Here is a 16,395-nt window from a genome sequence, read left to right as displayed (position 1 = left end):
TCAGGAGTTTTGGGAATGACAACAACAGATCCCGTCAAGTTAATGAAGCAAGAAGTTGGCAAAGCCGCCGCCGCCCTAGTCAAATCGGGTTCCATTGTCGGATTGGGTACGGGGTCAACTACAGCATATACGATTCAGTTTTTAGGCGATCGCCTCAAGTCGGGCGAACTCAAAGATATCATTGGTATACCTACCTCGTTTCAGTCAGAAGTGCTGGCGAAGCAGTACGGTGTCCCTCTCGCCACCTTGGATGCTATTGATCGCATCGATATTGCCATTGATGGTGCAGATGAAGTCGATCCGCAAAAGAATTTGATTAAAGGCGGTGGTGCAGCACATACTCGCGAAAAAGTCGTAGATTACCTAGCAGAACAGTTCATCGTCGTGGTAGACAGTGGCAAGTTAGTAGACCGCTTAGGTTCTAGTTTTGCTGTGCCCGTGGAAGTGATTCCAATGGCAATTACTCCTGTAACCAATGCCATCAAAAAACTCGGTGGTAAACCAGAACTCCGCATGGGTGTAAAAAAAGCTGGGCCAGTAATCACTGACCAAGGGAACTTTGTCTTAGATGTCAGATTTGATTCCATCAAAGATCCAGCCGGACTAGAAAAGACCTTGAATAACATTCCCGGCGTCCTGGAAAATGGTATCTTCGTTAACTGTGTCGATTTAGTGTTAATTGGCGAAGTGAAAGATGGTCAGCCATTAGTGCGGCAACTGTAAGAATTTTGGATTTTAGATTTTGGATTTTAGAGACATCTAAAATCCAAAATTAAGCAATAGACATCTGGTGAAATTAATTATGCGTTATCCAGAACTTTTGTAGAGACATAGCAGTGCTACGTCTCTTTTTTACTACAGGCTAGAACTGAGTGCTAGACAATGACATTAGTACCGACTACCAGATTTGTAGCTGTGAAATTACTTAAATTTGCTAAGGTGTAAAGCGAATTATTACTAGAGACTTGAACTAGCGTAGAAGTATCCGATTGCACAAATTTTAGGTAGCCATCTAAGATGGGATTACTGCCACTGTAGCCTAGACTCTTAAGTAGGTCAGTGAGGACTAATTTATCCTCGCTCTGATTAAAGTCAGTGATAGCTTCACCATAATAAGTCAAGGTTTTGTACACGAACTGGTCATGACCGCTACCACCAGTCAAGATATCGTTATCTTCAAAAGGATTTTTTCTTTCAACAAAGAAGATGTCATCACCAGCACCACCGATGACGCTATCCTTACCAGCACCACCAATCAGGGTATCATTACCAGCTTCACCAAGTAGGGTATCGTTACCTGTACCACCGCGGAGTAGGTCGTTCCCACTCTTGCCATCTATGCGGTCATCACCCCCTAGACCATTAATGACATCTGCTGAGTTATCATAACCATTGACATTGTTATTTAGGTCATTGAGAAAGGTGACTGTGTTTTTGTTGAAGATGGTGCTTTGCGCGGAATTGGCATCGAAGACATCAAAGCTGTCACGAATGCTGCTTTGCCCATCAAACAGGATATTGCCCAGCGTTGATAAGTTGTCTAGCTTTTCTAGCGGAAAGTTTTGCAGGATAACTTTATCATCAGCCACCCCTTCAAAAGTGATTTCTAGATTGCTACCATTCTGGGTGAGTAGAAGATTTCGGACAGTCAATCCAGCACCTTGGAATTTGAGGATATCCAATTCAGTAGCGATCGCTGCCGAGGGATTAGAGCCTTTACCTACGCCAGTGAAATCAGTGATGATATCAACACCATCACCTAAATTGTAAACAAATTTATCTTTGCCACCGCCACCAGTTAGGATGTCGTTGCCTTGATTACCTGTGATGGTATCGTTCCCGGCTTTAGCGTTAATGATGTTATTGTAGTTGTCGCCCACTAGATTATCAACGCCATTGGCTCCATTTAGCCCGTTGAACTCTAAGGCACCAATATCAACTGTACCCTCAGATATTCTGTCAAATCCAGCGCCGCGTTGGTCGGTGGTGATACCTGTTGGAATTAGAGCATTACTACCTGCATTAATGGCAGGACTATCTCCAATCAAGGCATGAGTCAAGGTTGCACCACCGTTATTTTGCAGCGGACTGAGTTTGGGATCGATGGGGTTGGCGCTAGTACCAAGGAGTGTGCTGGTAGTAAAGCCAGTACTACCAGTGCGATCGCCAATCAGGTTATTGCCAAGGTCTTTGAAAGTACCGAAAACGTCGCCCTGCAAGCCGAAGTTGCCTGCAATGATAGTGTTGCCAACAATAACAGTGCCATCAGAGTCATTGAAAACGCTTCTACCCTCGCCACCATAAACCAAGCCATCACCAGGAAAAGGCTCATATGATTGGATGTTATTATTGGTAATAGTACTGTTGGTGAGGGTAAGAGTGCCTTTGTTAAAGATGCCGTTACCATCTTTGTAGGAGCTATTGCTAGAGACAGTACTGTTGTTAAAGTTAAATATCCCTTGGTTAAATATGCCGGCACCGTAGGTTGCGCTACTGTTAGAGACTGTGCTGTTAGTTATGGTGGTGTTGCCTGTGTTAAATATGCCACCACCGTAGCTATCTATTAAATAACTGCCAGGTGCAGTACGAGTATAATTACCTACAGTGTGTAAGTAATTGTTAGAGACTGTGCTTCCCGTTAAGCTAAGGTTGCCTGTGTTAAATATACCGCCACCGTAATTATTTGCTCCATTGCCAGAGACAGTGCTTCCCGTTAGGCTAAGGTTGCCTGTGTTAAAGATACCACCACCGAACGACAATCCCCTATTATCAGCGACAGTGGTGTTAATCAGGTTAAGGCTGCCTCTGTTAAAGATACCGCCTACCAACCCAGCATTATTAGAGATAGTGCTATTGGTCAAACTGAGGGTGGCATTACGATTGACCAAAATACTACCAACGGCATTACTAGCGTTAGTAATTTTCAAGCCAGCAATGCTAGCATCTGTTCCTGTTCCTGATATCTCAAATACGCCTGATGAATTATTGCCGCTCACAGTCAGGCTAGATGCCCCAGTCCCTAAGATGGTAACATCATCAGCGATCGTCAATTTCCCAGAGGTGAGAGTAATGATATCTGGAATGGTATCAGCGAACACACCCGCAAAGGTAATCGTATCTGCCCCAACAGTAGTATTGGCATTGAGAATAGCCTGTCGCAACGAACCTGCTCCAGAATCGTTGGTATTAGTCACTACTGTGTCAGTATTAACAGGTGGCGTGATACTGGACTGAACTTCATAAGCACCAATATCAACTACACCCCCAGATATCCGACCAAATCCAGCGCCTCTTTGGTCAGTAATAAGACTACCAGAAACTAAGGTATTATTACCTGCGTTAATGGCGTGACTACCTGCAAGTAAAGCATGAGTAAAGGTCACACCGCCGTTATTTTGCAGGGAACCAAGTTTTGGGTCAATGGGGGTGGCGCTAGTACCAACTAAGGTGCTGGTGGTAAAACTAGTGCTACCAGTATTATTGCCAATCAGGTTATTGCCAGAGTCCGTGAAAATGCCAGCTACATCGGGGTTAATGTTGCCGGAGGTGGATTTGTCGAAGTTGCCTGCAATGATGGTGTTCGCAACAGTGATAGTCCCAGCACTGTTGAAAACGCCGCCACCGTCGCCATTAGAGTCAGCTGTGTTATTGGTAACTGTGGTGTTGAGTAAGGTGAGGGTATTATCGTTATAAATACCGCCACCGTCGGAAATCGCTGTATTACCAGATACAGTACTGTTATTCAAGATAGCTGAACTTGAGGCCCCACCATATGGATCATCGATGCCTAAGTTAGAGATACCGCTTCCTGTATTTCCAGAGACACTACTATTGGTAAGCCTAAGAAAGCTGCCTAAGTTAGATATACCCCCTTCCGTATTACCAGAAACACTGCTATTGGTCAGGTTGAGGATACCAGAGTCATAGGTTCCATAGCCGATTAAAGCGGCATTATTATAGATACCGAATCTAGTATTACTAGAAACACTGCTATTCGTTAGACTGACTCTACTGCCTTCATTAGAGATGCCGTCTCCCGTATTTCCAGAGATACTGCTGTTAGTTAAGTTAAGAATGCCATAACTGGCATCGATAATGTCAGTTGAGCCGAGAAAACCACTTATGGCATTGCTAACATTAATGCCGCTTCCAGTATTGCTAGAAACACTGCTATTTGTTACGGTGACGATGCCAGAGCTATTGATGCCGCCTCCAACATTTCCAGAGACAATACTGTTTGTGAGGTTGAAGATGCCAAAGCTATTAACTAAAATACCGCCACCAAGCGTATCATTACCATTAGCAACAGTCAAACCATCAATGCTAACATCTGTTCCTAGTCCCAATATCTCGAACACTCCAGAAGCATTATTTCCACTCACAGTAAGCTTAGATGCTCCAGTTCCCAAGATGGTGATATTATCGGTAATGGTCAGTTGCCCAGAGGTGAGGCTGATTACATCTGGGGTGTCATCAGTAAACACGCCTTCAAAAGCGATCGCATCATCCTCAGTAGAAGCATTCGCTAACTTAATTGCCTCCCGCAGGGTGGTAATGCCGTTATTGGCATCGCCATCATCTACGTCTTGGGTACTATTCACCGTAAACGTTGCTAGTACTCCTGCGTAAGCTTCTCGCGTCGTTTCTGCAAACGCCAGATTTACTTCCATATCAGCAGTGCGAACTTCTAACTCCCAGTTACCGCCTAATGCTGCATTGCCAATTCGCTGACGCGAAGCAGCAATATTTGCCCCTGTGAGTTGGTGCAGTTTTTCTACAAATTCTTCCCCCGCATCACCCAAAGCTACATTGCAACCATAGATGAGTAAGTTAATAGGGTTATCGGCTTTGCCAGAGGTGGAAAATATCTTCTGCCATTGTTGGAGCTGCTGGCTGTATTCGTCGAGGGTATCAATTCCTAAATGGGTATTTCCCAATTGTAAGCAACCTGGGACACCGTGGCACACAATATGAATGTTAGCTAAATTCGACCCATGTTTAACGATAAGTCGCTGCGCGTCTGCCCAACTCGTGAGAATTTTCGTAATTTGTTCAACACCGTTCTGTGTCGAGTCAAGCACGAACACTTGGCTATTGGGAAGCACGCCACTGACTAAATGACTATAGTCTTCAACCGCCGTATCGATGAAGACCAAACTATGGGTAATGGAAAGTGGGGAATTTTCTGAGAAGTGTGAGGTATGTAGCGTTGCCATTTTGTTACTTCCAGCTAAGGTAATGAGAAAAACTCAAACCGACTTCAGCCTTGTAATTACAGGGTTTTCACACAACTACTGAGAGTAAAAAACTAGATTTTTACTAATTATTTTCCCTTTCTTTGCCATCATCTGGCAAGTTGCCGCTTTTGTAAAGTAATAAAAGTATGTAATTTTACTGGGTTCCCCGACTCGCATCTAGTAGATATATCAAAAATCAGTTTTTATGCTGGTTTATCCTAAAAACCTAGATTTTTTGCCCTCTAAACGCGGTTTCTCAAGTTTTGTTGAGATCGTACCAGATATTTATCTGAAAAGAACTTTTATCAAATCCCAAAAATCGCTTTAGCCCGTCTTCCGCTTTAAGCTTGCCGCACTCCCGCGCTATCATCTGAGAAAGATAAAACTGTTGCGATCGTGGGGAGGTCTTTCTCACTTCAGGAATTCCAACAACTACATCCCGTAAAATAGACAGGCAAGAACCCTGCCCGATAAAATATGGGAAAATTTTTGGGAAATCCCTCAAAACTCAGGACTCGGTACTTATCTGCTCACTCAGGACTCAGGACTCTTTATGTTAGCAGGCACAATTTTGCAGGATGGAAAATATACCCTAATTCAAGAAATAGGGCGGGGTGGCTTTGGCATTACCTTTAAAGCTACGCATCAATACTTGGGTCAGGAGGTGGTGATGAAAACCATCAATGAACGGCTGCGACAACATCCTGATTTTGCCAAATTCGAGCGCCAATTCCAAGATGAAGCCAGACGATTAGCTACGTGTATTCACCCAAATATAGTCCGAGTAAGTGACTTTTTTGTGGAGGCGGGACTGCCTTACATGGTGATGGAATACATTCCTGGCGAAACCTTGGGAGACGCATTTGTATTACCAGGGATAACTTTGCCAGAAGCCACAGCAATTCATTACATCCGGCAAATTGGGGCAGCGTTGCAGGTAGTACACAACAACGGTTTGTTACACCGCGATGTTAAACCAGATAATATTATTCTTCGTCAAGGAACACAGGAAGTAATACTAATTGATTTTGGCATTGCCAGGGAATTTAATGGTGGTGTCAGACAGACTCACACAGGTCTGGTTTCTGAAGGTTATTCTCCGATTGAGCAGTATATGACGCAAGCGGCGCGCACACCCGCTACAGATGTTTATGGTTTAGCAGCAACCTTGTATGCACTGTTGACAGCCCAAGTTCCCATGCCAGCATTATTGCGCGATCGCGAACAAATGCCTTCCCCCCGCGAATTACAACCACATTTGAGTGCTGCTGTCAACCAAGCGGTAATGCGCGGTATGGCGGTAGAGTCTCGTTTTCGGCCAGCGACAGTTGCTGAGTGGCTGCAATTGCTACCTGGAAATGGGGTGAATGGAACACCGCAAGTTTTACCCACTTACGCAGTGCCAACTGTCAATTTATCTGCGCAGCAGGCAGCAACTTTAATTGGGAAAACAGCCCAAAATTCTATTCATAGACCATCTGTGCTGGCGCAACCCAACCCAGGTATAGCTAAGGGAACTCTACTGGCTAAAAAGCTGGGATCGTCTAAGGTATTTATTGGTATGGGTGTAGCCCTAGTTGCTGCTACAGCAGGTTTTGGGATCGCGAGTTTATTACCCAAATCTCAGCAGCAGCCGACTGCCAAGCCACTTGTTGAAAAGCCAACTCAAGAATCAGGTGCGAAAGCACCTAATGTTGATAGTACATCTTCACCCAGAAGTGAAGAGACTAACACCACTTCAAGAAGCGAAAAAGCACCCGTCTCTAATTCCAAACAGCGTCGCCGCAATCGTCGTTCTTCCCAAGAAGAATCTACCGGCAGCCCTGCAAGAGAATCGCAACGCGGTGATTCCGAACAATCCACACCTTCACCTAGCGTTTCCCCCACACCCTCTTTAGTGGAAAAACTACGGGCAATCCGCTCATCTCGAAAAGCTTCCCCCTCCCCCGCACCATTGCCATTTCCACAAAATAACTTACCCGCTTCTAGTCAAAAACCTGCCTCCCCTCAACCCGTAAGTCCATCAAAACCTCTACTGATATCACCACCAGCACCAACAGAATCCAAACAATCAGATCCTTCTGCTGTGGTAGTACCAACACTAGAAAAGCAAAATTCACCGACTAATAGCCAACCCCAGAATATTCAGAAGTTCGAGGAAAAGCCACAAGATGACAATAACTAGTCAATTTTGGATTTTGGTGAAGCAGTGCGGTGAGTCCAGCACAGCGCTGACTCCTATTAACTAATTACGAATTACGAATTACGAATTAGTAATTATTTTAGGAAGGATCAAGCCTATTCTGTACAACAACTTCCCCCTTCTGATTAATCTTCACCGGATTCTTGGGAAAAGCTTGATTATTCAAATAACGCATAAGTTTTACAGTTTGAAAACTCCGATCGATATGAGGAATTCCTTGCCGATCCATCCGAACGGGAATAATTTTACTTGATACCAAATTTCCTACTGAATTGAGTTTGACTTCTAAAATCATGGAGTCACCTGTTTGGGCATTTGTAGATAAAGTCCGATATCCCAAAAAGTTTCCTAAAGAATAGGCAATGATTTTTCCCTGATAAATTTCCATCGCTCTGGGAACGTGAGGGCCATGTCCTAGAACTAAGTCTGCTCCTGCATCAATCATGTTTCGAGCAAAGGCGATCGCATTACCTCGGTTTTCTCCATAAAAAAACTCTGTTTGATTCTTAACGTGTAGTGCCCCCGTTCCTTCTGCTCCAGCGTGCATCGATACTACTACAATATTGGCTTTATTTTTGGCTTCTGCCACGAGTGCTTTAGCTGCCCTTAAATTATGGATGGAATTATATATTTCATAAGGAGAAAATCCGATCATTGCCACAGGGATATTGTTAGCTTTTAAATAAAGAATTTGATTTTTATGACCTAATGTTGCAATGCCCACAGCTTGAAGATTTTTCTTTGTATCTTTGAACCCTACCGGGCCAAAGTCCATAGCATGGTTATTTGCCATATTGAACACATTAAAACCAGCTTCAGCAAAAAGTTGGGCGTATGCAGGTGGAGAACGAAAAGCAAAGACTTGTCCTCGACTAATATCTTTGGCAGTATAGGGATAATTAGTTAGACTACTTTCAAAATTTCCAAACAAGATATCAGATCCTTGCAAGTGAGTTCTCACTGACTTTGGTAATAATTTATCTCGAAAACGAGGTAATCTATAGTTAGGGAAATTAGTGCCAGGAATAATATCTCCAACGGCTTTGATAGTAATAGTATTTGGAAAGGTTTGTTGTTGTATTTTTGATGGGGTAAGTTCAGGAATAGCTAATGGAAACTGCATTGTCTTAGTCGGCATAGTAGCAGCGTTTAATCGCTGTGATTGACCAAGCCGGATAATGACTCCTATACTAATACCCAGATATAAAGAAATGCCGATCAGACTAAATGAGAATACTCGCCCCAAGCTGCGATCTACCACCGTTTACTCCTCACACGATGGCATTAGTTTATCCCAAAAATATGTGTTATTAGCGGTGTATATTGTAGTGTTTTTGGCAAATATTTGACTGCGTAAATATTGAACGATAATGCTATCTAACTTGCAAATAAACAGACAAGTTGTTCAAGACCCTTGTTAAAGACAGGCAAATTTCAGCCACATTGTAGTAAATTTTCAGTAATCTTTTGAACGGAGAGGGGGGGATTCGAACCCCCGTTGGGTTTCCCCAAAACGCATTTCGAGTGCGTCACCATGAACCGCTCGGACACCTCTCCAACTATTTATTCAGACATTTGAGTATCTATTTTACATTCAAATGCTGTAAATTTAGGGAAATCTTGCTGGATTCCCTATACTACTATAGCATTATCGCTTTTTTTGCGTAACGCAATCCTCCAAGAACGCCAAGGGCAAACTAACTTTAACTCTTTTGTTAAGAAAGATGTTGACTAATGCATAGATCCTGAAACTAAAAATCCCACTAATCAAAAGGTGGGAAAAGGTGGGATGAGTTAAGTATTGAATTGGTTACAGGACGGGCAGAGCAAAAATCTTAAGTCTCTACTGTACTTAACTACTTAGTAGTTTATATTTTACGTATCCGTACAGACAACAAAAATCTTACTAAATCCTACTAATTAGAATGATTCAATTGCTTCTGCTTCACTGTCATAAGTCTCAAAAACCGTTATGAGTTGGGTTATCATCAGAATATCATTCACTTTTGGGGGAAGATTAGTTAATTTAAGTTTCCCACCCTGGTTATTTGTTGTAGTATAACCTGATACCAACTCACCGATTCCAGAAGAATCTATTGTAGTCACTCCGCTTAAATTGAGCAAAATCTTTTTAGCACCATCTGCAAGTGCGCTTCTGATAGATTCGCGAAGAGTTACAGCACCTTCGCCAATTGTCACTTTGCCTTTTACATCTAAAATAGTCACGTCTTTCATAGTTCTTGTTTCTATTGACATAGTTATACTTCGTTAATAGTGTTGGTTTTACAAGAACTTATCACGGCTGAAAAATCGTTACAAGGACAGTTAAGACAGATAAGACACTTAAGGAAAAAAGATAGATAAGTTTAGAAAAGTTAGATGATCGCAATCTATTTTCGTTTGGCGTTGTCGATGCTGTCACCTGTTGGGCGAATGCCGAATTTACTTTACTTGGTAGGCATAGAAACTTCCCAAATTCCTTGATTTCCGCCATATTCTAGAACATAAATCTTATTGCTAATAATCTCAGCATCAATGGGATTACTAAAACCTTTGACCAGGCGTGTAGCGTTAAGTTTATAGTTGGTATTTCCTACTTTAGTTAACTTTAAATGCAGTAGGTCTTGGCTGGCATCTTTAAAAGGGCCTATTAGTGTTTCGCCAGTGGGATCGCCTGCTGTCCAACTCAACATAAATCCATCTCTATTGAATTCTGGACTCATTACTCCTTGCGTATCAAAAACTAAGCCTAAAGGAGAACGGTGTGTTGTAAAAGTACTCAAAGTTTGCCCAAGAACACTGGCATCTTTGATTTTTCCATCTACAGGATCGCGGTAATTATCAGCGTCCGGCCCAAAATTAGGAATTGGTTCAATCAAATTTCCAGTAGGCCGAATAGGAAAGGTGGGATCGTTACGATAGTAGCCCTTTTGGATGGCATTAAATTGAGGGCTTAACAATCGGTCAGTGGCAGGATTGTAATTGGGAAATTGTTGTGGATTATCTGTCCCACCAATACGCCAAGGAAAGCCGTAATTACCACCTAAACGCAGCCAATTTAATTCTTCAGACATGTCGCGATCTGGGCCATTTTCTGTGCCAAAGAAATCCCCATTGGGCGCAAAAGCCATATCGAAAGTATTACGTATTCCTTCTGCAAAAATATAGCCAGCTGTCTTTAAAGTTGCTCGATTGTTTGCCAGAAAGAGATTATTACCATTACTAGGAAGACGGAGTATACAGGCAGTTAATCCGACTTCGCGAGTATTAGGATATAGGCCATCAACAGACTGAATCTCACCATGATCGGTACGAGAACCGCTATTTACATAGATAAAATTACCATCCAGGCTAACAACTACGCCGTTGAACCGATGGTCATAAGCTGTTTTGCTTTTGGGATAGGCTTCACTCTTAGCTAAGATAGACCAGATACGCTGTTTTGTACTCGAATTAATTACACCTTTAACAATAATTGCTTGAGTTTGGTTATTCACAAGGTCTGCATTGCCAACTAAATAAATTGTGCCGTTAGGGCCAATGGCCAAACCTTGAGTTTCACTTAAATTATGATTACTAGAGTTGTAAACAAGAGTTTTAGTAGAGGAGGCTAAATTGACTTGATAAATTTCACCATTTCGTTTGAGGTAATAAAGAGTATTATTTCGTGGATCTTTTACAATCCGCACAGAAGGAGAGACTGATAATGTATTAATAATATTGCGAACCTTGATATCAGGACGCAGGCTTTGAGGGACAGTATTTATTCCAAGAGTACTATGATTTAATAAAACTATTGTAAATAATAGTGTTATTGAAAATAACAGCGTTTTAACAGCAATTTGATTGAATAATCTGCGTTTAAGTTGCTTAAATGATTTCATGTTATTCATGATTTTTTTGATAAAACGGTTAGTTAATTTTGTTGCAACATCCCTCTTTATGAGTAGAAAGCTTTTGGAATTTTAGCTTGGGTTTTAGGAGACCATAGTGCTGAAACATTTAAACCTTTATGGGACATTTTTTGCAGTGTGATGTATGGAAAGTTTACCCCCGTTTTATTAACCTAGAAGATCGTATCGTCAGTAAAACATATATGACTAGAGTAAGTAGGTAGGCACGAATTAATCTAACTATGTAATAAAATGTCAAAAACAGGGTGTAGCGGGTAGGAAAGACGGCATTGATAGGGGCTTGTACCCCCACCAATGCAATCGTGAGTGAAAAATGGAGCTTGAACGAAGAAGGTTGTTGGGGCTGTCATGCAACCTACACCCCACACCCCAATACCTACAACCCCGCCCCAACAGGGCTTGGTAAAACCGTCAAAGTCCTTGTGATTGCTTTGTTACACTCCGTTTCACTTGCAATGACATACTTGTAGATTTTTCTACCTACTTAGAAGGTAAAAATACACGTTTACGTGATGATCTTGCACGCCGACATCAAAAAACATTATGCTATTCTAAATCAGTAGATGTGCTTAAACATTCAAACCGATTGTTACTTTATGATTTTCAGTATATAAAGATACCTGTATTTAGCTAATTCATCCCGCATTTATGCAACGCCAAACTTTTCAACAAAATATTTCGGATTTTATGATAACTTACTGTATTCTGGGATATCCTACCTTGTGGAAAGCCAAATAATGACTATGAATATGCAACGACTCATCAAAAAAAGTTCTAACCCAATTCGCAAGATAACAGAAGTAACTCCACCATCGACTGAACCGATTGAGATGTTTGAGAGTCAAGATATTCCTGAATCGGTGGTTGAACCAAATCCACCTGTGTACATTGAAGCATCCGAATCGGACTACATGTGGGAACACTATCGCCCTTTACGCTCCGTTGGTAACTCTGGTTGGCAACCGTCTGATGTGTGGCGCGAGTTGAGGGTTGATGATTTCTGTGGGTGAGTAATATGAACGCAGAGAGCCATTCGATTTATGGCTGAATAAAATTATACATTTGTGTAAGTCCTGCTGAAATGTAATTTCTCAGCTACAGCAATAAAGTAGTGCAGATTTTGTAGTCTCATGTTTTTGATACTTTATACGTCTCAATTTTAAATAAATATATATTGGACATCTCAAAAAAGCCTACATATCATACTCATACAGAGATTTGATTGAGGCCTGAGCAATGAGTGAAAAAACAACGTCAGAGAATTTTAGAAGTAAAGCTGTTACACAAGGGGTACAGCGATCGCCAAATCGCGCTATGCTGCGTGCAGTAGGTTTTCAAGACGAAGACTTTAAGAAAGCAATTGTCGGTGTGGCTAATGCTTACAGCACCATCACTCCCTGTAATATGGGAATTAATCAACTAGCACTCATAGCTGAAGCTGGAATTAAACTAGCCGGGGCAATGCCGCAAATGTTCGGCACAATTACTATTAGTGATGGGATTTCAATGGGAACTGAGGGAATGAAATATTCCCTTGTGTCACGAGAAGTGATTGCTGACTCCATTGAAACCGTTTGTAATGGTCAGAGTATGGATGGTGTGATTGCCATCGGTGGCTGTGATAAAAATATGCCAGGGGCAATGATTGCGATCGCACGGATGAATATCCCGGCTATCTTTGTTTACGGTGGGACAATTAAACCCGGACACTACAACAGCCGTGACTTAACTATTGTGAGTTCCTTTGAAGCTGTGGGTGAATACAGTGCTGGGAAAATTGACAACACCGAACTGATGGAAGTAGAACGCCGCGCTTGTCCTGGTGCTGGTTCTTGCGGTGGGATGTTCACAGCCAATACTATGTCCTCGGCTTTTGAAGCGATGGGTATGAGTTTACCCTATTCTTCCACAATGGCGGCAGAAGATGACGAAAAAGCCGATAGCACCGAAGAATCAGCCAAGGTATTAGTAGAAGCAATTCGCAATCAATTGTTACCCCGACAAATTATCACGCGCAAATCTATAGAAAATGCTATTTCTGTAATTATGGCTGTGGGTGGTTCAACTAACGCCGTGTTACATTTTCTGGCGATCGCTCGTGCGGCTGGTGTAGAACTTAATCTAGATGATTTTGAAATTATCCGCGATCGTGTCCCGGTTTTATGCGATTTAAAACCCAGTGGTAGATATGTTGCCACAGACTTACATCAAGCTGGTGGTATTCCTCAAGTGATGAAAATGCTCTTGGTACATGGATTACTTCACGGCGACTGTATCACCATCACAGGTAAAACCATTGCCGAAATTTTAGCAGATGTCCCCGATGAACCACCAAGCAATCAAGATGTGATTCGTCCTTGGAATAACCCGATGTATGCCCAAGGTCACTTAGCCATCCTGAAAGGAAATCTCGCTACAGAGGGAGCAGTAGCAAAAATTACCGGGATAAAAAATCCCAGCATTACCGGTTCTGCACGGGTTTTTGATTCCGAGGAAGAATGCTTAGATGCCATCCTTGCAGGTAAGATTAAAGTCGGTGATGTAATTATCGTCCGCTACGAAGGGCCGAAAGGTGGCCCTGGGATGCGGGAAATGTTAGCACCCACCTCAGCAATTATTGGTGCGGGTTTAGGCGATGCAGTGGCGTTAATTACTGATGGACGCTTTTCAGGTGGTACTTATGGGATGGTAGTCGGACACGTTGCTCCCGAAGCCGCCGTTGGTGGTGCGATCGCTCTAGTCGAAGAAGGTGATAGCATCACTATTGATGCTAATTCTCGCTTGTTACAAATTAATATTTCTGATGCAGAATTAGCCCGTCGCCGCGCCAAATGGCAACCCCGTCCACCCCGTTATACAAAAGGCATCTTAGCAAAATATGCTAAGTTAGTTTCCTCTAGCAGTGTTGGTGCGGTCACAGACTTGGATTTATTTCATGAGTAGGGAGTAAGGGTAGAGACGCGATATACCGCGTCTCTCTACAAGAGTATGAGGCGTTGCAGAACAGAGGGATGAATTTAGGCAGGCAGGGGAGGCAGGGGGTGCTTCGGGAGCAGGGGGGGAGATTTTATAACTTGCGAAATCATCCCGCAATTATGCAACGCCGAGTATGAAAAGACAATTTTCTGGCATTGGCTGTGAAACTTACTTATGTTTTAAAGTAGAAAATAGTTGAGTGAAAGTGTTTGTTACTACCAATGAAAGTTTTAGGGTCAGTCTTGCCAATTCTGTTGCTGCTATGCAGTCCTGCTATGGCAGTTGAGCTTAAAGGACAAAATATTGATGGTCAAAAGCTGCCTGCTACAGCTTATTATTATGCAACTGGTGGGGTTTACAAAGTTCAAGTGCGCTTTCACAACAAACGAGCCACAATTTACTTTGATGACGGCAACCAAACAACTATACAGCTGAACCAGCAAGCGATCGCTGACTCAAAGAATATTGAAGGTTTTGGAAAACTAGGACAGTATCCTTTAAATAGAATATTCAGTGTGGGGTTGGTGTATGACAATAATTGGCTCGGTAGCAATGATAGTCAATTCCAACTGTCTAATCCGCTAGACGGGTTGTGGAAAATTAGTTTGGAGTGAATACTCATTCGACTTTAAAACATTTCTTACTTCTGACAGGGCAACTCAACAATAGACCTCTTGCAAAAGTGCTTTTTGCAAGAGAGGGGAAAAGGGTAAAGGTTAAAGGGGAAAGGGAAAATAACAAACCTTTCCCCCTTTTCCCGACAAATGCCAAGAAGTCTAATATGTCCTCTGCTAGACTCGAAGTAACTACTTAACTCATCAAGTAACATATATCTAGAATTATATTGTAGTTTTAAATAACTAAGCTGTTTAAAAGCTTGCTAAACAAAGATTTCCTTTTCAGGATGCGATCGCGATTCAAGTAGGATTACTATATGTATATAAACATAATAATTACATAAATGAAAGCTGGCATTCAAAATACAGTAGAAATTCTAGAGCAAGTTCACCAATTAGAGTCCACACTAGGTCTTAAAAATGAAGCCTGCCGTTCTAAATTTTTGATTCATCCTGACTTCACCTCAAAAGTTTTTTTGTTTTTGCATGGTTTTACAGCAGGCCCTTACCAATTCGAGCCGCTTGGTAAAGCCTTCTTTAACCAGGGATATAACGTTCTGATTCCTCTACAACCCGGTCATGGACGCTCAGGTGACTGGAAATCTCAAAATCCTCCACCCCTGCCAACAGATATTGATATTTATCAACAATTTGTCATCAAATGGTTGCAGATTGCCAAAACGCTAGGACAACAAGTTGTAATTGGTGGATTATCAACAGGTGGAACTTTAGCTGCTTGGTTAGCTTTAGAGCATCCTCAAGAGATTGACCGCACCTTATTGTTCACGCCTTTTTTAGGTAGCCACTATTTACTATTCGATCAACTGATCAAAATTCTGCCAATTTACTTTGAATGGTTCAACAAAGATGCACCTGGGAATTTTGGTTATAAAGGTTTTCGTCTCAAGGCCTTACGGATATTTCTGGAATTGGGACATCAGATTTTAGACAAAGCTCAAGGCTGTGTTTCTGCCCCAATCTTAATGGTATGTAGTGAGGCAGATAGTGCTGTTAGTCGCTCGAAACAGCAGGATTTCTTCCGAAGAATACTTAAGCAGCAACCGAAATCCTGGTATTACTGTTTCGATGATTCGCTTCACATTGAACACCGAATGATGACAAAATTGGAAGACAATGATTATGAAGAACTGGTAATTATCCTTGCTAAAGCATTTGTTGAGAGTAATTTAACTTGGATAGAGTTTCAGGAAATGGCAAAGCGGATAGCGCAGGGACAAGCTTGTGACCAAATCATGCGTGAACTCAACTTTGACGAACAAGTTTTTCCACAGCTATCTGCAATGATGACTCAAGGTTTTGGGTGTGAGCATCTTAAATGTATCAATCCAGATTCCTAATGAGCATCCCTATTTTGCAAAAAATGAAAAGGTTAAAAATTATTTGCAATTAACAGCTATTAGTGTAGATAATTGGTTTTTAAAGACGCG

At 42.0% G+C, this 16,395-nt stretch carries 11 protein-coding genes, 1 tRNA gene and 1 pseudogene; 7 read left to right on the top strand and 6 right to left on the bottom strand.

The window, feature by feature from the left end; all coding sequences use genetic code 11:
• Window positions 1-15: 15 nt before the first annotated feature.
• Complete coding sequence (gene rpiA / locus RM368_RS10245; protein ID WP_322693970.1) at window positions 16-723, top strand: ribose-5-phosphate isomerase RpiA; 708 nt, start codon at window positions 16-18, stop codon at window positions 721-723.
• A 152-nt stretch (window positions 724-875) separates the two neighbouring features.
• Here rpiA and RM368_RS10240 read toward each other — a convergent pair whose 3' ends face one another.
• Both RM368_RS10240 and RM368_RS10235 read right to left on the bottom strand, forming a co-directional pair.
• Window positions 876-5,216 (bottom strand): DUF4347 domain-containing protein, encoded by a 4,341-nt coding sequence (locus RM368_RS10240; RefSeq protein WP_322693969.1) that lies wholly within the window; start codon window positions 5,214-5,216, stop codon window positions 876-878.
• 277 nt (window positions 5,217-5,493) lie between these two features.
• The gene (locus tag RM368_RS10235; RefSeq protein WP_322693968.1) at window positions 5,494-5,652 is read right to left on the bottom strand and encodes a hypothetical protein; all 159 of its coding nucleotides are present in this window, start codon (window positions 5,650-5,652) and stop codon (window positions 5,494-5,496) included.
• Window positions 5,653-5,790: 138 nt separating this feature from the next.
• Here RM368_RS10235 and RM368_RS10230 point away from each other — a divergent pair, with 138 nt between their 5' ends.
• A complete protein-coding gene (locus tag RM368_RS10230; protein WP_322693967.1) occupies window positions 5,791-7,422 on the top strand; it encodes a serine/threonine protein kinase in 1,632 nt (543 codons plus the stop codon).
• A 97-nt stretch (window positions 7,423-7,519) separates the two neighbouring features.
• On the opposite strand, the gene RM368_RS10225 is transcribed toward RM368_RS10230, so the two are convergent.
• The 4 genes from RM368_RS10225 to RM368_RS10210 form a co-directional block, all read right to left on the bottom strand.
• Window positions 7,520-8,701: a CapA family protein gene (locus RM368_RS10225; RefSeq protein WP_322693966.1), complete on the bottom strand. Its 1,182-nt coding sequence runs from the start codon at window positions 8,699-8,701 to the stop codon at window positions 7,520-7,522.
• Window positions 8,702-8,912: 211 nt separating this feature from the next.
• Window positions 8,913-8,997, bottom strand: a tRNA-Ser gene (locus tag RM368_RS10220).
• Window positions 8,998-9,360: 363 nt separating this feature from the next.
• Window positions 9,361-9,696, bottom strand: coding sequence for an STAS domain-containing protein (locus RM368_RS10215; RefSeq protein WP_322693965.1), 336 nt, complete (start codon window positions 9,694-9,696; stop codon window positions 9,361-9,363).
• Window positions 9,697-9,887: 191 nt separating this feature from the next.
• Window positions 9,888-11,333: a PQQ-dependent sugar dehydrogenase gene (locus RM368_RS10210; protein WP_322693964.1), complete on the bottom strand. Its 1,446-nt coding sequence runs from the start codon at window positions 11,331-11,333 to the stop codon at window positions 9,888-9,890.
• A gap of 69 nt (window positions 11,334-11,402) precedes the next feature.
• Between RM368_RS10210 and RM368_RS10205 the strand changes: the two are divergent.
• The 5 genes and pseudogenes from RM368_RS10205 to RM368_RS10185 all read left to right on the top strand — a co-directional run.
• Window positions 11,403-11,548 (top strand): annotated as a pseudogene (locus RM368_RS10205) (IS1 family transposase); the annotation flags it as partial.
• A gap of 543 nt (window positions 11,549-12,091) precedes the next feature.
• A complete protein-coding gene (locus tag RM368_RS10200) occupies window positions 12,092-12,364 on the top strand; it encodes a hypothetical protein (RefSeq protein ID WP_322693963.1) in 273 nt (90 codons plus the stop codon).
• A 226-nt stretch (window positions 12,365-12,590) separates the two neighbouring features.
• Window positions 12,591-14,297, top strand: a complete 1,707-nt coding sequence (gene ilvD / locus RM368_RS10195) for a dihydroxy-acid dehydratase (RefSeq protein WP_322693962.1) — start codon at window positions 12,591-12,593, stop codon at window positions 14,295-14,297.
• A 308-nt stretch (window positions 14,298-14,605) separates the two neighbouring features.
• The gene (locus RM368_RS10190; RefSeq protein WP_322660052.1) at window positions 14,606-14,944 is read left to right on the top strand and encodes a hypothetical protein; all 339 of its coding nucleotides are present in this window, start codon (window positions 14,606-14,608) and stop codon (window positions 14,942-14,944) included.
• A gap of 347 nt (window positions 14,945-15,291) precedes the next feature.
• Window positions 15,292-16,305 carry an alpha/beta hydrolase gene (locus tag RM368_RS10185; protein WP_322693961.1) on the top strand — a complete coding sequence of 338 codons (1,014 nt, stop codon included), beginning with the start codon at window positions 15,292-15,294 and terminating at the stop codon, window positions 16,303-16,305.
• Window positions 16,306-16,395 lie beyond the last annotated feature (90 nt).

Origin of the sequence: Nostoc sp. DedSLP03 (assembly GCF_034530815.1) — a bacterium.
Taxonomy (GTDB): Bacteria; Cyanobacteriota; Cyanobacteriia; order Cyanobacteriales; family Nostocaceae; genus Nostoc.
Note: the sequence above shows the minus strand (reverse complement) of the source record. Positions and strands in the feature narration are given on the sequence as shown.